The sequence below is a fragment of the Pseudomonas triticicola genome (assembly GCF_019145375.1).
GTDB classification, from domain to species: domain Bacteria; phylum Pseudomonadota; class Gammaproteobacteria; order Pseudomonadales; family Pseudomonadaceae; genus Aquipseudomonas; species Aquipseudomonas triticicola.
Map to the genome: position 1 here is coordinate 2,187,158 of NZ_JAHSTX010000001.1, position 20,728 is coordinate 2,207,885.

At 59.8% G+C, this 20,728-nt stretch carries 20 protein-coding genes; 8 read left to right on the forward strand and 12 right to left on the reverse strand.

The window, feature by feature from the left end:
• Positions 1-2: 2 nt before the first annotated feature.
• Complete coding sequence (locus tag KVG85_RS09770; RefSeq protein WP_217863714.1) at positions 3-929, reverse strand: Gfo/Idh/MocA family protein; 927 nt, start codon at positions 927-929, stop codon at positions 3-5.
• Positions 930-1,193: 264 nt separating this feature from the next.
• Here KVG85_RS09770 and KVG85_RS09775 point away from each other — a divergent pair, with 264 nt between their 5' ends.
• Complete coding sequence (locus tag KVG85_RS09775) at positions 1,194-1,799, forward strand: SCO family protein (RefSeq protein ID WP_016774221.1); 606 nt, start codon at positions 1,194-1,196, stop codon at positions 1,797-1,799.
• On the forward strand, positions 1,799-2,278 hold the full coding sequence (locus tag KVG85_RS09780) for a copper chaperone PCu(A)C (protein WP_056784698.1): 480 nt from the start codon (positions 1,799-1,801) through the stop codon (positions 2,276-2,278). Before KVG85_RS09775 ends, KVG85_RS09780 begins: the two co-directional genes overlap by 1 nt.
• 88 nt (positions 2,279-2,366) lie before the next feature.
• On the opposite strand, the gene KVG85_RS09785 is transcribed toward KVG85_RS09780, so the two are convergent.
• Positions 2,367-2,858: a hypothetical protein gene (locus KVG85_RS09785; protein WP_071171860.1), complete on the reverse strand. Its 492-nt coding sequence runs from the start codon at positions 2,856-2,858 to the stop codon at positions 2,367-2,369.
• Positions 2,859-3,077: 219 nt separating this feature from the next.
• Here KVG85_RS09785 and KVG85_RS09790 point away from each other — a divergent pair, with 219 nt between their 5' ends.
• Together KVG85_RS09790 and KVG85_RS09795 are read left to right on the forward strand one after the other, a co-directional pair.
• The gene (locus tag KVG85_RS09790; protein ID WP_122750651.1) at positions 3,078-3,452 is read left to right on the forward strand and encodes a hypothetical protein; all 375 of its coding nucleotides are present in this window, start codon (positions 3,078-3,080) and stop codon (positions 3,450-3,452) included.
• Positions 3,449-3,646: a helix-turn-helix transcriptional regulator gene (locus KVG85_RS09795; RefSeq protein ID WP_101159038.1), complete on the forward strand. Its 198-nt coding sequence runs from the start codon at positions 3,449-3,451 to the stop codon at positions 3,644-3,646. Before KVG85_RS09790 ends, KVG85_RS09795 begins: the two co-directional genes overlap by 4 nt.
• Positions 3,647-3,682: 36 nt before the next feature.
• Here the strand turns inward: KVG85_RS09795 and KVG85_RS09800 are convergent, their stop codons facing one another.
• Positions 3,683-4,699: an ABC transporter substrate-binding protein gene (locus KVG85_RS09800; RefSeq protein WP_217863715.1), complete on the reverse strand. Its 1,017-nt coding sequence runs from the start codon at positions 4,697-4,699 to the stop codon at positions 3,683-3,685.
• Positions 4,700-5,026: 327 nt separating this feature from the next.
• On the opposite strand from KVG85_RS09800, the gene KVG85_RS09805 reads away from it, so the two are divergent.
• Positions 5,027-7,237, forward strand: coding sequence for an LTA synthase family protein (locus KVG85_RS09805; RefSeq protein ID WP_217863716.1), 2,211 nt, complete (start codon positions 5,027-5,029; stop codon positions 7,235-7,237).
• A gap of 77 nt (positions 7,238-7,314) precedes the next feature.
• Here the strand turns inward: KVG85_RS09805 and KVG85_RS09810 are convergent, their stop codons facing one another.
• Positions 7,315-7,746, reverse strand: a complete 432-nt coding sequence (locus KVG85_RS09810) for a hypothetical protein (protein WP_217863717.1) — start codon at positions 7,744-7,746, stop codon at positions 7,315-7,317.
• 257 nt (positions 7,747-8,003) lie between these two features.
• Here KVG85_RS09810 and katG point away from each other — a divergent pair, with 257 nt between their 5' ends.
• Positions 8,004-10,280, forward strand: a complete 2,277-nt coding sequence (katG, locus tag KVG85_RS09815; protein WP_217863718.1) for a catalase/peroxidase HPI — start codon at positions 8,004-8,006, stop codon at positions 10,278-10,280.
• Between the two features lie 328 nt (positions 10,281-10,608).
• On the opposite strand, the gene pepN is transcribed toward katG, so the two are convergent.
• Genes pepN through KVG85_RS09845 form a run of 6 tightly spaced genes read right to left on the reverse strand, consistent with a single transcriptional unit; the run spans position 10,609 to position 17,126 of the window.
• Positions 10,609-13,266, reverse strand: a complete 2,658-nt coding sequence (pepN, locus tag KVG85_RS09820) for an aminopeptidase N (RefSeq protein ID WP_217863719.1) — start codon at positions 13,264-13,266, stop codon at positions 10,609-10,611.
• A gap of 10 nt (positions 13,267-13,276) precedes the next feature.
• Complete coding sequence (locus tag KVG85_RS09825) at positions 13,277-14,107, reverse strand: DUF2797 domain-containing protein (protein WP_016774216.1); 831 nt, start codon at positions 14,105-14,107, stop codon at positions 13,277-13,279.
• Positions 14,104-14,364 (reverse strand): YeaC family protein, encoded by a 261-nt coding sequence (locus tag KVG85_RS09830; protein WP_042609561.1) that lies wholly within the window; start codon positions 14,362-14,364, stop codon positions 14,104-14,106. The genes KVG85_RS09825 and KVG85_RS09830 overlap by 4 nt, the downstream gene beginning before the upstream one ends.
• A 34-nt stretch (positions 14,365-14,398) precedes the next feature.
• The gene (locus tag KVG85_RS09835; RefSeq protein ID WP_073475289.1) at positions 14,399-15,268 is read right to left on the reverse strand and encodes a rhomboid family intramembrane serine protease; all 870 of its coding nucleotides are present in this window, start codon (positions 15,266-15,268) and stop codon (positions 14,399-14,401) included.
• Positions 15,265-16,236 (reverse strand): metallophosphoesterase, encoded by a 972-nt coding sequence (locus tag KVG85_RS09840; protein ID WP_016774213.1) that lies wholly within the window; start codon positions 16,234-16,236, stop codon positions 15,265-15,267. The genes KVG85_RS09835 and KVG85_RS09840 overlap by 4 nt, the downstream gene beginning before the upstream one ends.
• On the reverse strand, positions 16,236-17,126 hold the full coding sequence (locus tag KVG85_RS09845; protein ID WP_016774212.1) for an NAD(+) kinase: 891 nt from the start codon (positions 17,124-17,126) through the stop codon (positions 16,236-16,238). Before KVG85_RS09845 ends, KVG85_RS09840 begins: the two co-directional genes overlap by 1 nt.
• Positions 17,127-17,240: 114 nt before the next feature.
• Between KVG85_RS09845 and KVG85_RS09850 the strand changes: the two genes are divergently transcribed.
• A complete protein-coding gene (locus KVG85_RS09850; protein ID WP_217863720.1) occupies positions 17,241-18,191 on the forward strand; it encodes a DUF1853 family protein in 951 nt (316 codons plus the stop codon).
• Positions 18,192-18,306: 115 nt separating this feature from the next.
• Here KVG85_RS09850 and KVG85_RS09855 read toward each other — a convergent pair whose 3' ends face one another.
• Together KVG85_RS09855 and KVG85_RS09860 are read right to left on the reverse strand one after the other, a co-directional pair.
• On the reverse strand, positions 18,307-19,590 hold the full coding sequence (locus KVG85_RS09855) for an arsenic transporter (protein WP_016774211.1): 1,284 nt from the start codon (positions 19,588-19,590) through the stop codon (positions 18,307-18,309).
• A 149-nt stretch (positions 19,591-19,739) separates the two neighbouring features.
• A complete protein-coding gene (locus KVG85_RS09860) occupies positions 19,740-20,297 on the reverse strand; it encodes an NADPH-dependent FMN reductase (protein WP_039763234.1) in 558 nt (185 codons plus the stop codon).
• A gap of 183 nt (positions 20,298-20,480) precedes the next feature.
• Between KVG85_RS09860 and KVG85_RS09865 the strand changes: the two genes are divergently transcribed.
• Positions 20,481-20,711 (forward strand): hypothetical protein, encoded by a 231-nt coding sequence (locus KVG85_RS09865; protein ID WP_016774209.1) that lies wholly within the window; start codon positions 20,481-20,483, stop codon positions 20,709-20,711.
• The last annotated feature ends 17 nt before the right edge of the window (positions 20,712-20,728 follow it).

Here is a 20,728-nt window from a genome sequence, read left to right on the forward strand (position 1 = left end):
CTTCAATCGTAGAACGGCTCAACCAACGCCCGACTACCAACAAAGAAACTGTCCGCCACCAGGCGCAACGGTTGCAGGTCGAGGTCGCTTTCCCTGTCGCTGATCAATTGCTGGAAGTGGCGGTAGACCGCTGCGTACTCGCCCTCCTCCGAGACGCTTTGGCGGACGCCATCGATGCTCAGCACGGCGCCGCCATTGTCCAGACGCAGGACGCCTTCGACGCAGCGAATTTCGATGCTCCACAGTTCGTCGTGGCCATGGTCGAAATCGAACTCGGCGCGTACGTCGAGCTGATGTGCATCAGACATTTTGATCGAGGCGGCAATCGGCGACTGGCAGTTGCTCGGCACGCGCAGTTCGGCGGCTTCGACAAACAGCGGCAGCGCCAGCAGGTGGGTGATGATCGACAAGGCGTTGATGCCCGGATCGAACACACCCAGGCCACCCGGTTGCCAGATCCATGCCTGACCCGGATGCCACTTGCGCACGTCTTCCTTCCAGTCGATCTGCACGCTTTGCAGGGTGCGGCTGGCAAGCCAGTCGCGGGCGGCGGCGACGCCCGGTGCGTAGCGCGAGTGCCAGGCGAACAAAGCGCTGACGCCTTGTTCGGCGACCTGATCGACCAGGGCCATGGCCTCGCCCAATGTCGCACAGGGCGGTTTTTCCACCAGCACGTGCTTGCCGGCCGCCAACGCCTGTTGCACCAGCGCGAAGCGCCCCTGTGGCGGCGTGCAGAACGCAATTGCGTCGACAGTCGGGCCGTTTTCGAGCAGTTCGCCCAGCGACTGGAAGTTCTCCACTACGGCGCAAGGTTTGCCCTGGGTAGCGACCGCCACCAACTTGAACGCCGGGTTGGCGAGGATGGCGGGAACGTGTTGATCCTGGGCGATCTTGCCGTAGCCCACCAGGCCGAGACGAATCGGTTGCATTACAGACTCCTGTTGTTGTTTTGGTCTTTGCAGCGCAGCGGCAAGAGTACGTGTTTCTGCGCTCGCCTCCAATCGTCATACTATTTAAATCAAGTTTAGACGTAAGGCTTATTCGTCATTTCTTCTTACACCTTTTGTCGCCCGATCCGGCACCGCGCGGCGATCGGCGGCCGGCGATCAGCCTCAGTTTGCTATCATGCGGCGCTTTTACGGTTAACCCCCCGCCAGTCCTGCCGACTTGCGGGCTGCAAAAGGCGGTATTAGATGACGGCTTTGTTGACTCGCCGCAAGGTACTTGCGGGAATGGGCGTGCTCGGGCTCGGCCTGCTCGCCGGTTGCGATACCCGTGGCCAACTGTCGTACAAGTACGGCAAGGATCTGAGCGACAAGATCCTCGGACGCACCTTCAAGCTGAAGAATCCCGAAGGCGAAACCATGTCGCTGTCGAGCTTTCGCGGGATGATGCCGATGATCTTCTTCGGCTTCACCCAGTGCCCGGCCGTTTGCCCCACCACCCTGGCGCGCGCCGCGCAGATCAAGAAACTGATGGGCCGCGACGGCGACCGTTTGCAAGTGGTGTTCATCACCCTCGACCCTGAGCGCGACACGCCGCAGATCCTCGACGCTTATGTCAAAGCCTTCGACCCGAGCTTCGTCGCGCTGTACGGCACGCTTGAGGAAACCAAGGCCACCGCCAAGGAGTTCGACGTGTTCTACGAGAAAGTCCCGGCCGGCGACACCTACACCATCTCCCATACGTCCACCAGCTACGTCTACGACTCGCGTGGTGAGTTGCGCCTGGGCCTGTCCACATCACTGACAGCCCAAGAGTGCACGGAAGATTTGCTTACTGTTATGGAGGTCTGCTGATGCATCCCGTTCTGAATCACCTCAAACGCACCGTATGTGCACTGTCCCTGCTCGGCCTGGCCTTTCAGGCGTCGGCGCAGACCAAAGTCGACGACGCCTGGGTCCGTGCCACCGTGCCGACCCAGTCCGCCAGCGGCGCATTCATGACCGTCACTGCCGACAGCGACAGCAAACTGCTCAGCGTTGCCTCGCCAGTGGCCAAGGACGTTCAGATTCATGAAATGAGCATGAAGAACGATGTGATGACCATGGGCCCGGTGAAGTCGGTTGAGTTGCCTGCCGGCAAAGCCGTGAGCTTCGACCCGAACGGCTACCACGTCATGCTGATGGGCCTGACCGGTCAGTTGAAGGAAGGTGAAAACGTGCCGCTGACCCTGACCGTGGAAAACGCCAAGGGCGAGAAAGAAACCATTGAAGTCAAGGCACCGGTCCGCGCGCTGACCAACATGGGCGGCCACGATCACAGCAAGATGCATTGATCGCTGACGGAAAGACTGTTCGCCTGACAGAAAATCGGGGCGGCCTGATCGATGATCAGGCCGCCCCTTTTTTTTGATGTGTGCAGAATCAACGCTTGCGGGCCAATGCGTTGCGCACGCTTTCCGGTGACATCCCTGAGCTGGAACGGGTCATGGGTTCAACGACGGTCGCCTTGGCCAACTGTTCCTTGCGCTTCGTTACCTGACGCCAGTGGTAAGCGAAATATCCGACTGCTACCACGATCCCCAACCAACCGAACACCGAACTCACGAAGAACCACAGCGCCAGTGTGACCCACACGGTTTTCGAATTGAACAACTTCAAACTGTCGTCGGCAGGCACCGGTTCGACCGGCGTCTGTGGCGCCTCCGGTACTTTCTGCATCCCCTGCAGATCAAAGCGCAGCGCGAAGTCCGCCCCGGGCACAGGCACCTCGATCTGATTGCCTTCAGCACGATGCACGCGAATTTCGCCATCGACGAGCGAGACGGAGCTGAAACTGATCTGGGTGTCACAGCGAATCTCGCCGTTGACCAGGGTCACGACCGTTCGTTGTGAGTCAGCGGGAGTGTCGCGCATGTCGATTCCTTGAGCGTTCCACGCCGGACGACGTGCGAAGGGAAAATCCGTTGGAGGCAAATGCTACTGAGTGGCTAATACGCTGTCCAGAAGCGTGAACCCGGCTGCAAGTTATCCGGCTCGAGCGTGTTCGAAGTAACCAGCCTGATGGAAAGCGTGCTTTACATCTGAAACAACATCAGCAACCATGTAAAGGGTCTTTTACATAGGAAGTGAAGAATGAACCGGTACCACCTCGAATTGGGCGCAGCATTAATCCTCTACATGCTGGTGCTGACAGCATCATTGATTGCCTCGCAATACCTGATGGATGCGCACCTCGTGCTGCGCTCGGCCGTCGCACTGACGCCGATCATTCCGGCGGCCCTGATGTGCTGGGCCATCATGCGGAACATGCGGCGCATGGACGAAATGCATCTGCGCATCCAGTTCGAAGCCTTGGGGTTCGCCTTTGCCGCCTCGGCATTGGTGACCTTCAGCTACGGTTTTCTGGAAAACGTCGGCGCCCCGCATATCCCGTGGACGTGTGTGTGGCCGGTAATGGGGCTGATGTGGATTGTCGGCCTGCACATTGCGCGACGCCGCTACCAATGAAAAACCGTCTCAAGGAATTGCGCGCCGAGCGCAAGTGGTCGCAGGTCGATCTGGCCGAACGCCTGAACGTGTCGCGCCAGACGATCAACGCCATCGAAAACGAACGCTACGATCCGAGCCTGCCATTGGCGTTTCAGATTGCCCGGGCGTTTGAGCTGCCGATTGAGAGCATTTTTGATGATGGCGAATCTTGAATGGCAAAAGGGGCAACACACGTTGCCCCTGTTCGATCAACTTCCCGCACCACCATGCGCCTCTTCAAAAAAGTAATCCTTCCAGCTCGCCGCCTTGTTTTTCAACACACCCAGTTCCTGCAATTTCTCGGCGTAGATGAACGTGCGTTGCGGTACGACGGTGAAGTCGATCTCCGGGTCTTTGACGATTTGCTCGACCAGGGCCAGCGGCAGTTTCGATTGCTCTACACGGATGTAGGCCTGGGCGGCGGCGGGTTTGTCGGCTTTGATGATGTTCTCCGCTTCCGCCAGTGCGTCGTAGAACGCCTTGTAGGTTTTCGGGTTTTCGTCGTGGAATTTTTCTGTGGTGTAGAGCACGTTGAACGTCGCCGGGCCGCCGAGGATGTCGTAGGAGCTCAGCACTTTATGCACGTTGGGGTTTTGCAGCGCCTGGTACTGGAACGGTGGGCTGGAGAAATGCGAGTTGATTTCCGAGCCACCGGCAATCAGCGCGGCGGTGGCGTCCGGATGCGGCAGGCTGACCGAAATGTTGTCGAACTTCTTGAACTGGTCGTCGCCGAACTCCTTGGCGGTTTCGATCTGTAACGTGCGCGACTGGAAGCCTACGCCTGCGGCCGGCACGGCGATACGGTCCTTGTCGCTGAAGTCCTTGAGGGTTTTAATGTTCGGGTTGTTGGTCAGCAGGTAATTGGGCATCGACCCCAGCGCGGCGATGGCTTTGACGTTCTGCTTGCCCTTGGTGCGATCCCACACGGTGAGCATCGGCGGCACGCCGGCCGAGACGACGTCCAGCGCTCCGGTGAGCAGCGCCTCATTCATGGCCGTAGCGCCGGAAATGCTGTTCCAGTCGACCTTGATCTCCAGGCCCTGGGCCTTGCCGTGTTTCTCGATCAGCTGTTGATCGCGCACGACATCGAGGATTAGATAACCGATACCGAATTGCTGGGCGATGCTGATTTTGCCCTCGGCCCGGGCGCCGCTGCTGAACAGCGCGCCCGCTGCCAGAGTTGCGGCCAACAGAGTCAGCGCAGAACGTTTGAACGGTGTGGCCATGACAACCTCGCAGCATGGGGGTGGGCTGAAAGGCCTGACTTTATAGCTATAAAAAATAGAAATTAAATATCTTTATCGCATATCGATAGCACTGCGCGATTTAGCGTCTGCTGCTGAAATTCAGGAGCAGTGGATGGACCTACAACAGTCTGAAACAAAAAACTGCCCCTCCGAAAAACAGCCATACGTCCCACAACCCACGCCCGCTATGGGCACGCGCCGTTTCAGCGATCGCCAGCCGCAGGTTTAAAAAGCCGATCAGCCTTCCTGCCCTTGGTATCATCACCCACACTTTTTTGACCCTTTGATGACAAGCAGGCCTTTTTTGTGAGCGCTCTTTTCAACTGGCTGCGGCGGCCGAATGCCCGCCTTTTTTCTCTCATCGTTCTGGTATTGATCGTGCCGGTGTGCCTGCGTGCAGCGTTGGGCTGGTCGACACCGCTGGGCTGTTTGTCGGATCTGGCCGTGGGCAGTTTGCTGGTGGTAACGCTGCATCGCCGCGCATGGTGGCTGACCTTGCCGGTGCTGGTGTTTTGGGCGCTGCTGGCGATCGCCACGGCAGAATTGGTCAGCGCCGTCGGCCGCCTGCCGACGCCTTCGGATATTCACTATCTGATCGACCCGCAATTCGTCGAAAACTCCACTGGCGGCGGACTTGCGCACCCTGCGCTGGCCATGGCTTTGCTGGGTGCCCTGGTTTTCTGGCTGCTGACTCAGTTTGTTGGTCGCGGCTTGTCTCGCCCTGCTCTGCCTCGCTCCGTCTGGGCCGCGCCTATTGTGTTGTTCGCCGCACATTGGGGCGTGCAAAACCTGTGGCCGAATGACGGCGACGCCTGGCGCCTGTACAACCTGCCGCATCAGTTGCTCGCCAGCGAAGTCGCCGACCTGCAGATCCAGGCCGAGGAATGGCTCGACGGCGACGTCGAAGAACCTACACCGGCGATGGCCGGGCTCACCGACGTCGACCTCAATGGCCAGAAGCTGCTCGCCGCGCCCGGGCAGGCGCGCAACGTATTGATCATCGCATTGGAAGGCATTCCCGGCGCCTACATCCGTGCCAACCGTGAGGCGATCGGCAGTCACTATCAGGAAGACCTGATGCCCAACCTCAGCCGCTGGGCCGAGCGCGGCATGAACACCCCGGATTACGTGCTGCACACCCATCAGACCATTCGCGGGCTGTATGCCATGCTTTGCGGTGACTACGACAAGCTCAACAATGGCACGCCCAAAGGCGTGGAAATGCTCACCCTCAACGAGCGCAATCAGGCCTGCCTGCCGGCGCAGCTGCGCGAACACGGCTTCCGCACTCATTATTTGCAGGGCGCCGGCCTGCGCTTCATGGCCAAAGACAAGATCATGCCGCACATCGGTTTTGATGCGACCCACGGCCTGGAATGGTTCAGCAACAGCAACTACCTGGAATTCCCCTGGGGCAAGGATGACAAGGCGTTTTTTGAAGGTGCGCTGGATTACGTCGGCCAACTGAAGAAGCAAAAACAGCCATGGATGCTCACGCTACTGACGGTCGGCACCCATCAGCCCTACTCCGCACCGGAGGATTATCTGCAGCGTTATGAGACGCCCAAGCAGGCTGCCGTCGGTTATCTCGACGATGCGCTGGATCAGTTTCTTGCCGGACTTGAGCGCCAGGGCGTTCTCAAGGACACGCTGGTAGTGATCACCTCGGATGAATCCCACGGCATCGACGGCGTGCGGCTGGCCTCCTCGTGGGGTTTCAACCTGACGCTGGCACCGGAGCAAGCGCAACTGCCGCGCTTGAATGCCGGGGTCTACGGCCACGTCGATCTGAGCACCTCGATCCTCGACTATTTTGACCTGCCGGTGCCGTCTGCGCTGAGCGGCCGGTCGCTGTTTCGCGACTACGATTCCGGGCGAGAAATCATGTCGTTCACCAACGGCAAGCTGCGCTACCACGACGGCCAGGGCATCTTCTCCGAGTGCGACCTGCCGCGCCGCTGCCGCTATTACCAAAGCACCGGCTTCATCGCCGAAAGCGCCACCTACAAAGGCACCTACAGCGGCCATCCGGCCCGGCAGATCGCCGCGCGCGCCGATGCCCTCGACTTGTCCCTGTTGCGCACACCACTCAATCATCGCTACCAGTTCGGCAGCAACAACATCATTGCTCTACAAGCGCAGATCAATGATGACTGGGCCGACAACCTGATCGGCGCGCAATACCTGGAAATGCCCAAAGGCTCGCACACCCGCGTGCGCCTGACCGTGCGCTCGGTCGATCCGCAGCAGGCGGCGTACATTCAGCTCAAGGCCAAGCAATTCGAACAGGACGTGCAACTGGGCCTGCCGGCAGAAATGGTCGCCACGGCGGACCAGCCACTGGAGCTGGATTTCAGTTTCGACAACCCGCAGCCGCGCAAAGCCTTCTCGTTTCATTTGTTGGGGTATGGCAATGGCGCGGTTGAAGTATCGGACTTCAGCGTGATCACCGAGCTGCCGGGGCAGGATGACATACTTGATGACGTGCCTGATGACGACACCGCCCAATCGAGTTGACGTCTTTATTCAAGCGGCTGCCAATTTTGGAGCTACCAGGCAGCCCCGACTCTCGGCAGCTCCAACGAAAAGATCTTTCATTCATAAAGGCTGCACTCGCCTGTCACTTCGCCCTGGGTACCGAGTGCAAGATTGAAAGTGCCTGTCACTTTCCTGGTTTTTCCCAGATCCAGAGCAAAAGTGCCTGTTACGTTTTTGCGAAAATTGGCAAAGGTGACGATGAGTTCACCCTCAACAATGGGCTCGTTAAAACCATTGATCATAACCCTCCAATGCCGCCCCGTGGTTGGAAACGTCACTGTGTGAGGCCCATCTGCTTCCAGTGAATTGGGAACAGACAAATCGACCGTGTGTTTAAAATCGTCAGTTCCGATGATGATAAATTCCGTCTCAGTCTCTGCATAAACACATAACTTGCTCTCCAAAAATTTATCGTCATCGAGAAACGCGACAAAGCTACCGGTAGCATTTCGTTTGTTCATAAGGTCACTTGTTTTGTCCTGAGACATGTCGATATTCCCTTGATGTAAAGGTGACGTTGCGTTGACCCCAACGTATTAGGATTGCGCGCTATCAGCCACTGTCAAAGCTGACAGTTTTTAAGATCGCTTCGAAATATCGCAGCTGTTATCACGATATCGAGTGGCAAAAGAGCCTGCCTATCGCCAGCAAAGACTGCGGCTATTAGCTGACTTGCCAACTCGGGTCTAGCCTTACCAGTCCGAAGTCGGCACGAGCCGGCCGCAGACCTGATAGGGATCCGAACATGGCAAACGAATCGAAATGCCCGTTCAACCACGCCGCTGGTGGAGGTACGACGAACCGTGACTGGTGGCCAAATCAACTCAATCTGAAAATCCTCAGCCAGCATTCACCCAAGTCCGATCCGCTGGGCCAGGACTTCGACTACGCCAAAGCCTTCAAAAGCCTCGATTTTCAGGCGTTGAAACAAGACATCAAAGCGCTGATGACTGACTCTCAGGACTGGTGGCCGGCCGACTTCGGCCATTACGGCCCGTTGTTCGTGCGCATGGCCTGGCACAGCGCCGGGACCTATCGCACCGCCGATGGCCGTGGTGGCGCCGGCTCCGGGCAGCAACGCTTCGCCCCGCTCAACAGTTGGCCGGACAACGTCAGCCTCGACAAGGCCCGCCGCCTGCTGTGGCCGATCAAGCAAAAATACGGGCGCAATATTTCCTGGGCTGACTTGATCGTGCTTACCGGCAACGTCGCGCTGGAATCCATGGGCTTCAAGACCTTCGGTTTTTCCGGGGGCCGCGCCGATGTCTGGGAACCGGATGAAGACGTGTACTGGGGTTCGGAAACCGAATGGCTGGGTGGCGATAACCGTTACGGCAAGAGCAATGGCCCGGTGCAAGAGCCCGGCGACGGCACGCTGGTGGCTGAGCCCGATTTGCATGGCCGTGAAGAAAGCCGTACCGATCAGGGCGAACGCAATCTGGAAAATCCCCTCGCCGCCGTGCAGATGGGCCTGATCTACGTCAACCCGGAAGGCCCGGAAGGCAACCCGGACCCGGTGGCCTCGGCCAAGGACATTCGCGAAACCTTCGGCCGCATGGCCATGAACGACGAAGAAACCGTGGCGCTGATCGCCGGCGGCCACGCGTTCGGCAAGACCCACGGCGCCGGCCCGGCCGACAATGTCGGCCCAGAGCCGGAAGCGGCCGGTCTGGAGCAACAGGGTCTGGGCTGGAAAAACGCCTTCGGCACCGGTAAAGGCGCCGACACCATCACCAGTGGTCTGGAAGTGACCTGGACCACCACACCAACGCAGTGGAGCAACAACTATCTGGAAAACCTGTTCGGCTTCGAGTGGGAGCTGACCAAAAGCCCGGCGGGCGCCAATCAGTGGCAACCGAAAAACGGCGCCGGTGCAGGCACCGTTCCCCACGCTCACGATCCGAACAAGAAGCTCTCGCCGACCATGCTCACCTCCGATCTGGCGTTGCGCTTCGATGCTGCCTACGAACAAATCTCGCGGCGCTTTCTGGCCAATCCCGATCAGCTCGCCGACGCGTTCGCCCGCGCCTGGTACAAGCTGATCCATCGCGACATGGGTCCGCTCTCCCGCTACCTCGGCCCGGAAATGCCACAAGAGGAATTGCTATGGCAAGACCCGCTGCCCGACGTGACGCACCCGCTGATCGATGACAGCGACGCCACTGCGCTGAAAAACAAGGTGCTGGCTTCAGGGTTGTCAGTGTCGCAACTGGTTTCGACCGCGTGGGCTGCAGCATCGACCTTTCGCGGTTCGGACAAGCGCGGTGGCGCCAACGGCGGACGCTTGCGTCTGGCCCCGCAGAAGTTCTGGCAGGCCAACCAGCCCGAGCAATTGGACAAGGTGCTGAGCACCTTGGAAGGCATTCAGAACGAGTTCAACGGTTCTGCTGCCAATGGCAAGAAGATCTCGCTGGCGGACCTGATCGTCCTGGCCGGTAATGCCGGAGTGGAAAAAGCCGCGCAAAACGCCGGGCATTCGGTGTCGGTGCCGTTTTCACCGGGCCGCGTCGATGCTTCGCAGGAGCAGACCGATGTCGAATCGTTCGGCTTCCTCGAACCGATCGCCGATGGCTTCCGCAATTACAGCAAAGGCAAATACACGGTTGCGGCGGAAACCCTGCTGATCGACAAGGCGCAATTGCTTACCCTCACGGCACCGGAAATGACCGTGCTGCTGGGTGGCTTGCGGGTATTGAACACCAACGTCGGCCAGACGCGACATGGCGTCTTCACCGATAAAACCGAAGCGCTGAGCAATGACTTCTTCACCCACCTGCTGGACATGGGAGTTGAGTGGACCCCAACGTCACGGGATGCCGATGAGTTTGAAGGCCGTGACCGCAAGACCGGGGCGCCAAAGTGGACGGCGACTCGAGTGGATCTGGTGTTCGGCTCGAATGCGCAATTGCGCGCGTTGGCCGAGGTGTACGCCAGTTCCGACGCGAAGGCGCAGTTCGTCAACGATTTCGTCAAGGCATGGACGAAGGTGATGAATCTGGATCGGTTTGACCTGCGTAAATAGTTGTTTCTTGTGCAAATGAAAATGCCGCTCGTTGAGCGGCATTTTTTTACTTGGGATTATGTGGTGCTGAAGATAACCAGCCCCTCACCCCAGCCCTCTCCCAATGGGAGAGGGGGAAAGGGAGCCGATCTCTGTTGGTTTCAAGACCTTAGTTCAATGCCAGAATTTCAGGTCGGTGTAACTCGAATATTCACCTCGGTCAGTCCCCTCTCCCTCTGGGAGAGGGTTAGGGTGAGGGGCGGTCTGAAGCTGGAATACGGACCTTTATGATCATCAAAATCAAAAGATCGCAGCCTCGTTCCACTCGACAGCTCCTACAGGATCGGCGTTACGCCAGGCTTTTGCTCACCACTTCATACACATCGCTGGACAGCGACCCGGACGCCAGAATGCGTTCCAGCTCAGCCTTCATCAACGCCTGACGGGCGCTGTCGTATTTGCGCCAGCGAGTCAGCGGGGCCAGTTGGCGCGAGGCGATCTGCGGGTTGAAGCCGTTCAGTTCGATCACCAGATCGGCAAGGAAGCGATAACCGGAACCGTCCGCCGCGTGGAAGTTGATCAGGTTCTGCCCGGCGAACGCGCCGATCAATGCCCGCACCTTGTTCGGGTTCTTGATGTTGAACGCCGGGTGCTGCATCAACGCCTTCACCCGCTCCAAACCGCCCGGCAAGGTGCTGCCGGCCTGCACGCTGAACCACTGATCCATGACCAGCGGATTGTCCTTGAAGTGCTCGGCGAAGCTGGCCAAAGCCAAATCCTTCTGCTCTTCGAACGGCGAATTGACCAGCACCGCCAGCGCAGTCAGGCGCTCGGTCATGTTGTCGGCGGTCTCGAATTGCTCCAGCGCCGCCGCCAGCACTTCCGGCTTGCCGCTGAGCATCAAGTACGACAGGGCGATATTCTGCAATGCGCGACGGGCGAAGTGCTCGGCCTCGGCCACGTATGGAGTCTTCTTCGAGAGGTCGCGGTTGGCCTGATAACGCAGCCACAGCGCTTCGAACAAGCCTTCGGCGAGTTGCTTGCGAGCAAATTCGCGCGCGACATGAATCGCCTCGACGTCAGCCACTTCGCTGATCTCGGTGAGATAGGCCTCACCCGGCAGCGAGAGCATTTCGGCAACCATCGCCTGATCCAGCGACTCGTCGGACAGCACCGTGCGCAGCGCCGATACCAAACGCGGATCGAGCTTCAGGCTCTCACCTTTCTGATGCTGGCCGATCAACTCTTGAAGCACTTGCACCGAAAGTTGCTGACCGGCATCCCAGCGATTGAAGCCGTCGCTGTCGTGCTGCATCAGGAACATCAGTTGGTCGCGGTTGTACGGGAAGCTCAATTTCACTGGCGCCGAGAAGCCGCGCAGCAGCGACGGCAACGGCTGTGCGTTGATGTCGACGAAAGTGAAGGTCTGCTCGGCTTCGGTCACCGAGATCACCCGAGTGGTGCCTTGTGCCGAGGCTTCGCCAGCCAGACGCAGAGCGATTTCATTGCCCTGGCTGTCGAGCAGGCCGAGCTCGACCGGGATCACGAACGGCAGTTTTTCCACCTTGTCCGGGGTCGGCGGGCAGCTCTGGCGGAAGGTCAGGCTGTAGGTTTTCGCCGCTGCGTCGTAGGACTCGCTGACGGCCAGACGCGGTGTGCCGGCCTGGCTGTACCAGCGTTTGAACTGGCTGAGATCAACGCCATTGGCATCTTCCATGGCCTTGACGAAGTCGTCGCAGGTCACGGCCTGACCGTCGTGGCGTTCGAAATACAGATCGCTGCCCTTACGGAAGCCTTCGGCACCGAGCAGGGTGTGGATCATGCCGACCACTTCCGAGCCTTTTTCGTACACGGTCAGAGTGTAGAAGTTGGAAATCTCGATGAAGCTATCCGGGCGCACGGCGTGGGCCATCGGCCCGGCATCTTCGGCGAACTGGTGGGTACGCAGGTACGCCACGTCCTGAATGCGCTTTACCGTCGCCGAGTTCATGTCCGAGGAGAAACCGGCATCGCGGAACACCGTGAAACCTTCCTTGAGCGACAGCTGGAACCAGTCGCGGCAGGTCACGCGGTTGCCCGACCAGTTGTGGAAGTATTCATGGGCGACGATCGCCTCGACCCGCTGGTGCGCGGCGTCGGTGGCGGTTTCGGCGCGGGCCAGCACGGCGCTGGAGTTGAAGATGTTGAGGCCCTTGTTCTCCATCGCGCCCATGTTGAAATCGTTGACCGCGACGATCATGAAGATGTCCAGATCGTACTCGCGACCGTAGACCTCTTCGTCCCAGCGCATGGATTTCTTCAGGCTGTTCATCGCGTGCTGGCACTTGTCGATGTTTTCCGGCTCGACGTAAATGCGCAGCGCGACGTTGCGCTGGCTCATGGTGGTGAAGGTGTCTTCGACGCACCACAGATCACCGGCGACCAGCGCAAACAGATACGCCGGTTTCTTGAACGGATCTTCCCAGGTCGCCCAGTGGCGGCCGTCTTCGCCGGGGCCGGAAGCGATCGGGTTACCGTTGGAGAGCAACACCGGGTAGCTGTGCTGTTCGGCCACGACGGTGGTGGTGAACTTGCTCATCACGTCCGGGCGGTCGAGGTAATAGGTGATCTTGCGGAAGCCTTCGGCCTCGCACTGGGTGCAGAACATCGTGCCGGACTTGTACAGGCCTTCCAGCGCGGTATTGGTTTCCGGATGGATGCGCACGCTGGTGTCGAGAGTGAAGGTTTCACTGGTCGGTTGCAGGGTCAGGTGGCTGTCGGAGACTTGATAGTCAGCGGCGCTCAGCTCCTGATCCGCCAGCGTTACCGAGAGCAGCTCGAGTTGCTGGCCGTCGAGCACCAGCGGCGGCAGGTCGGCGCCGCGCTCCGGGTTGCGGCGCATCACCAGTTGCGCGTGAACCAGGCTGTGGTCCTCGAACAACTCGAAGGTCAGGTGCGTTTCGTCAATCAGGTACTCGGGCGCCTGATAGTCCTTGAGATAGATCATCTTCGGTTGTTCGGTGCGCATGCTGGAATCCTTATTGATGCACGGCGAGCTGGTACGCCGTGTATTTACGAATGTTGATCACGCCGGTGTCGAAGATCAGGTACTGACCCTTGATCCCCAGCAGCGTGCCTTCGGCAATCGGGTTCTTGTCCAGGTTGAAGCTGACGATTTTCGCCGGGTATTGCTCGACGGGATAGCGGATTTCCAGCGGTTCGACATCGGCAATCGTCTGAATCGCCTGTAGGCCGAATCGCTCCTGCAACCCTTGCAGGCCTTCGGCGCAGCTTTCGAACAACTGATCGCGCACCTGCGCCAGATCCACCGCCGCCGCATCACCTTTGAGCAGCGCGCGCCAGTTGGTCTTGTCCGCTACCTGGCTGCGGAACAGGTCCTCGACAAACCCCGATTGCTGGCGTGTCGATACACGCATGATCGGCAACGCCTGACTCGCACCCTGATCCAGCCAGCGGGTCGGCAACTGCGTGGCACGGGTGATGCCAACCTTGATCCCCGACGAGTTGGCCAGATAAACCACATGATCGGTCATGCAGAACTGCTGGCCCCACACCGGGTCACGGCAGGTGCCGGCGTCGAAGTGGCAACGCTCCGGACTCATGATGCACAGGTCGCACTGCGCCAGTTTGGTCATGCACGGGTAGCAATAACCCTGACTGAAACTGGTCTTGGTCTTGCGCCCGCAATGGGTGCAGTGGATCGCCCCCAGGAATTCCAGACGCAACGTGCTGCCGATCAACGGATTGACCGGCACCTCGACGTCATCCAGACGAAACGCGTATTGCACGTTCGACCCGTCCAGGCGCGCCGACATTTTGCTGATTGCACCGCGGCCAATCTCGATCAATGGATGGCATCCGACTTGAACAGGATGTTCGGCACTTCGATCGACTTCGACGCACATTCTTGCGGGCCCATGTAGCCAGTGCGCTGGTCTTCCGGCAGGTTCTGGATTTCCCAGGCAATCATCGCCTGCAACGACAGCTCGCGCTGTTCGGCGGTGAGTTTGTTACCGTCGGACCACTTGCCGATTTCCACGGCCAGTTTCAGGCTTTCGTAGATGTCCGGGGTGATGTTGCTGATCATGTCGTTGAAAGAGGACATCAGGGTCTCCGTGCTCTTTGCTGAACCAAAAATTTTAGACGGCCAGTTTACGGCGGTTATACAAACCGCCCAACAAACCGGTGAAGCATCCGATGAGTAACCCGCTCAGGTGCGCGGCGTTGGCGATCTGGCCGAAACCGATCAGCGAGATCAGCCCGGACATGCACACCACCAGCCACACCAGCATCATCACCAGCACGCCGCGCGGCAGGCGATAGGCCGGGTTCGGCGCCAGCAGCTGGAAGATCCAGCAATGCCCGAGCAAGCCGTAAAGCACGCCGGACAGCCCGCCAAACAGGCTCGGGCCGCTCCAGACAAACTGGGCGTAGTTGGACACCAGGCTGAACAGCAGCGTCAGACCGATCAGGTTGATGCTGCCCTGGCGCGACTCGATGCGCCGCCCCAGCTCCCAGTACCACATGCCGTTCATGGCCAGATGAAGGATGCCGAAGTGGATCAGCATCGGCGTGACCAGCCGCCACCACTGCCCTGCCGCCAGACTGTCGGCCAGTGGCGTGAAGTGGATGTACTCGCCGATCACGCGAAAATCGAGGAAGGTCAGCCAGCGCAGGGTCTCAAGGTTTTCGCCGAGGAAAGTCAGACCGCCAACGATCAGGCTCAACAGCAGAATCAATCCCGTGGCCCTGGCGTGTTTCAGCTGTTCGGCGAAACCTGGTCGTTTAAAGGTCTGGCCCACGGGAATGTCCAGTTGCTGATCCGGGTCGCCGGCCGGGAAGCGCTCGTACAGCGAACGCACGTCCTCGCTGATTTCCTCCGGCGCCCACAACACCTGCTCGCCCGCCTCTTCGCTGACCCGATGCGGGACCTGCATGCGTTGCAGCAGTTTGACAAAACCGCTCAAATCCACCGCCAACGGCAGGCGCAATACCGCTACCGCACTCATTGCAGCACCTCCGGCCGCTCGACATCGACCCAGACGAATTTTTGCGGATCCAGGCGCGTTTCCTGGTCCAGACGATAGGCCACCAGTTTGCCGTAGAGCACGGCGCTGTAATCCAGGCACGCGAGGTTCGGCCGGATCGGCGCCGGTTTGCCGCTGCGCCAGTAGTGGCCGACGAACAGCAACGGCTCGTCGACGCCGTAGCGCAGCAGGGAATTCTTTTCAGTGGACGTCAGCGGCGTCTGCGCGACAGGTTCCGGCAGTGCATCGGGCTGGAAGACGATGTCGCCGTAGGTTTTCGGGTCGTCTTCCCAGAACTTGGTGCGGAAGAACGAACGCACCAGACCGTCGCCACTGGTCATGGTCAGGCCGCCCGGCAGACGCATGTCGGTGCCGCGCAGCAGGCGGTCGAACACGGTGCAGGCGAAGCTGCCGGGCACCGCCGAGGCCTGGAGGAAATGCTCATCGACGCAGCCATTGGGGAACAACGCCCGCAGCGGCTCGATCAGACCGGCGTCCCAGCACGCATGGACGACGCGGAAGCGCCCGGCATCGACGAACAGCGGCAGCTCGTAGAACCACTGCTGGAAGTCATGCCAGTCACCCGGATGGTTTTCGAATTGAGTCAGGGTTTCCTGCAACAGCCGCGCATGGCGCTTGGTGTGTTCGCGTACGAACTGCTTGCCGCTGCCCGGTGGCGCCGGGGTGACCCAGCCGAGCGCGTTGAATTCATGGTTGCCCATGATGCACAGCGCCTGCCCTGCTTCGACCATGTCGTGGACGATGTGCAGCGCCTCGCGAATGCGCGGGCCACGGTCGATGATGTCGCCGACGAACACCGCCATACGTGACGGATGCCGCCAGACCCCGCCCTGCTTGTGATAACCGAGACGGTCCAGCAAGTGTTCGAGGGTCATGGCGCATCCGTGCACGTCACCGATCAGGTCGTAACTGCGCGCGGGATCGAGCATCAGTCGCCTCCGCCCCCCAGCTTGCTGCCCCAGCCAAGCTTGGTGCGGCACACCTCGTAGTAATTGTGATCGAGCGGATGAATCAGGCGCAGCTTCTGTGCCTTTTTGCTCACGGTGATGGTGTCGCCCGGTGCGCAGGTGAAATGGTTCTGGCCGTCGCAGGAGACCTGCGGATAGATCTGCATATCTTTGGACACGACGATTTTCAGCTCACTGTTGCCATCGACCACGATCGGCCGTCCCGACAAGGTATGGGGGTACATCGGCACAATCACAATAGCGTCGAGCTTGGGATGCATGATCGGCCCGCCGGCAGACAAGGCGTAGGCAGTGGAGCCGGTGGGCGTGGCGACGATCAGGCCGTCGGCCTTCTGGCTGCAGACGAACTGGCCGTCGATGTACAGCTCGAATTCGATCATCCGCGTCGATTTGCCCGGGTGCAGCACCACGTCGTTGAGCGCATCGCCCTGGCCGATGGCCTCGCCATGGCGACGCACTTCGGCTTGCAGCAGGAAGCGGTTTTCCACCAGATAGTGGCCGTCGAGCACTTCGGCGACCTTGATTTCCAGCTCGTCCGGACGAATATCGGTGAGGAAGCCGAGGCTCCCGCGGTTGATGCCGAGCACCGGAATATTGTGTTTGGCCAGCGCCCGCGCAGCGCCGAGCAGGCTGCCGTCACCGCCGACGACGATGACCATGTCGCAGACTTCGCCGAGCATCTTGCGCGACGAGGTTTGCAGGCCGTGGCCGGGCAGGACTTCAGCGATAGTGTCTTCGAGGATCACATGCAGGTGACGGTCGAGCAAAAAGCGTTTCAGTCGGCGGACGGTATCCAGCACCTGGGAACTGCCCAGGCGACCGATGATGCCGATATTACGAAATTGCTCCATGGGACCTCTGCGGACAAACGAAAACGCGAAAACCCGATTATGGTCGAAAGCGCCAGATAGACAAAATCCTTTCAGCCTCAAGGGTGCGCTCAGGTTTAAGGCTATGCTCGCAAGATGATCCTGTTTCCCGATTTGTTGCAGTTGCCCCATCAGTTACGCCATCCCGAAGTGCGGGACCTGGCGTGGGTGATCCTCGCCCCGCCGATGCTCGCCGCCACGCCATGGCCGCAGCGCCATCCGCTCGCCGGCAGCGACTGGGTACAAGACTCGCAGCGCCTGGAACACTGGCTGCGCCAGCTCGACCACGACAGTTACGGCCTGCTGCAATGGCTGGCGCAGGCGCGCACCCGGCGTCTGGGTCTGTATTACGAGCGCCTGTGGCAGTTCGCCGTCTCGCATGCGCCGGGCATCGAACTGATCGCCGCCAACCTGCCAATCCGCCGCGCCGGGCACACCCTCGGCGAGCTGGACATGCTGCTGCGTGACCGCGACGGCGTGCACCATCTGGAACTGGCGATCAAGCTCTACCTTGGCCCGCAGGATGGCGATGGCCGCGATCCCGCGCAGTGGCTGGGGCCGGGTTGTCATGACCGGCTGGATCGCAAACTGGCGCATCTGGCCGAGCATCAATTGCCGATCTCGGCGCGCCCGGAAAGCCGCGAAGTGCTCGCGGCGCTGGATATCGAAACCTTCAGCGCGCAGCTGTGGCTGGGCGGTTATCTGCTGTATCCGTGGCCCGGGCAGGCCGACTCACCGCACGGCGCGCATCCGCAACATCTGCGTGGCAGTTGGCTGCATCAGAAGGACTGGCCGGCGTTTGTCGCCCAACGCCCGTCGGGCCGCTGGCAACCCCTGCCCCGCCACGCCTGGCTGGCGCCGGCGCATTACCCGGCGGATCAGGTCTGGACAGATGAGCATCTGCGCTTGTGGCTCGAAGACCTGCCAGCACTGGCCCCGGCGCAGTTGATGGTGCGCCTGACCGAGAATGCCCAGGGCGAATGGGAAGAGGCGGAGCGGTTGTTTCTGGTGGCGGATCTTTGGCCGAATGTCCCCGGTCAAACCTGAGATTTGTGGTGTCTGACCCAATTCGCGAGCAGGCTCGCTCCCACAGAGAATGCATTTCAAATGTGGAATGCGATCCCTGTGGGAGCGAGCCTGCTCGCGAAAAGAGCAACTCGGTCTATAGGGATAACCGCACCGCCAACGCCGCCAACGTCACCAGCAACACCGGCACCGTCAGCACAATCCCGACGCGGAAGTAATAGCCCCAGCCGATGTGGATGCCCTTGCGCTCCAGCACATGCAACCACAACAAGGTCGCCAGACTGCCGATCGGAGTGATCTTCGGCCCCAGGTCGCTGCCGATCACGTTGGCGTAGATCATCGCTTCCTTGATCACGCCGCTGGCCTGACTGGCGTCAATCGACAGCAAGCCGATCAGTACGGTTGGCAAGTTGTTCATGATCGACGACAGCAGCGCCGTCAGCACCCCGGTGCCCATGGCCGCGCCCCACACGCCGTGGCCGGCGAACACGTCCAGCCATCCGGCGAGGTAACCGGTGAGCCCGGCGTTGCGCAGGCCGTACACCACCAGGTACATGCCCAGCGAGAAAATCACGATCTGCCACGGCGCCTCTTTCATCACTTTGCGCGTGGAGATTTTGTGGCCCCGCGCGGCGATGCCCAGCAGCAGCGCGGCGCACACGGCGGAAATCGCGCTGATTGGTATGCCCAGCGGTTCGAGGGCGAAGCAGCCAATCAACAGGATCACCAGCACCGCCCAACCGGCATAGAACGTGGCCTTGTCGTGGATCGCGGTTTGCGGGTTTTCCAGTTGTGCAGGATCGTACGCCGCCGGGATGTCGCGGCGGAAAAACCACAGCAACATGCCCAGCGTCGCCGCCACGCTGACGAAGTTCACCGGCACCATCACCGCTGCATAGCGGTTGAAGCCGATGTGGAAGAAGTCCGCCGAAACGATGTTGACCAGGTTCGATACCACCAGCGGCAGGCTCGCCGTGTCGGCAATGAACCCGGCGCCCATGACGAAAGCCAGCGTCGCCGCCGGTGAAAAGCGCAGTGCCAGCAGCATCGAAATCACGATCGGCGTGAGAATCAGCGCCGCGCCGTCATTGGCGAACAGCGCCGAGACCAGCGCGCCGAGCAGCACCATGAAGGCAAACAGTTTGCGCCCACTGCCCCGCCCCCAACGCGCCACGTGCAGCGCTGCCCAATTGAAAAAGCCAGCCTCGTCGAGCAACAGGCTGATGATGATCAGCGCGACGAAGGTGCCGGTCGCATTCCAGATGATCTGCCAGACCAGTGGGATGTCCGTGAGGTGAACGACGCCAAAAATCAATGCCAGCACGGCGCCTAGCGTTGCACTCCAGCCGACGCCGAGCCCCTTGGGTTGCCAGATGACGAGGGTGATGGTCAGCAGGAAAATCAGTGACGCAGCGAGCATTCGCAGAAGCCTTCAAATAGCGAAACGGGTGGAAATCGAACAAATGTGGGAGCGAGCCTGCTCGCGAAATCGGACTGTCAGACGTGAAATTGTTATCTGACAGTCCGCCTTCGCGAGCAGGCTCGCTCCCACAGTAAGTTTCGGTGAGTTTATTTCTTGTGTTGCTCGACGAACTGGCCGTACGCATCGATGAATTTCTGCAGGAACGGTTTCACCGAGTCGCTCAGCTTGCCCGCTTCATCAAACGCGTTGCCCGCACCGCCCAGATACGCTTCCGGCTGTTGCAGGCAATGGATATCGAGGAAAACAAAGGTCTGGCGCAGGTGCTGGTTGGCGCCGAAGCCACCGATGGCGCCTGGCGATACGCTGATCACCGCACCGGGTTTGCCGCTCCAAGCGCTCTGGCCATAGGGGCGGGAGCCGACGTCGATGGCGTTCTTCAACGGTGCCGGAATCGAGCGGTTGTACTCGGGGGTAACAAACAGCACCGCGTCGGATGACGCCACTTTCTGACGGAAAGTGCTGTAGGCTGCGGGCGGTGAATCGCCGTCGATGTCTTCGTTGTACAGCGGCAGTTCACCGATTTCGACAATCTCCAGCTTGAGATTGGCCGGTGCCAGTTCGGCGAGGGCCAGTGCGACTTTGCGATTGATCGAAGCTTTGCGCAGGCTACCGACCACTACGGCGACGTTGTAGACATTGCTCATGGAAGACTCTCGATGGTCCGTGGGAAGAGTCGCTAGTTATAGATGATCCAGTGACGCTTTCACCAGTGGTCAGTGGTTTTTCCTGCGTGAGGAATATTTTTTTCCCGTAAGAAAACTTACCGAGCTTGGTGACGGTCTACAAAGCCGCAAATCAAGCGTTTTATCTCCAGAGGTTCTAAGCAGATGGCAGCAGTACTCGTCGGTCAGTTTCATGCAAGAGATGCGGAAGGCCGCGTTTATTCCGTGCATGAATTCCAGGAATCGAACCCGTCTGCAGACGGATCCACTGGCTCGGAGCCCATTTACCGACTGGCCATTGGCGATCGGGTCAACAAGGTCAGTGACAGCGAATTTCTCCTGGTTCAATCAGGCATTACCCTGATCCGCGAACCCGAGCCAACCGTCGCTCAATAACCCTGCGTTATGAGCAG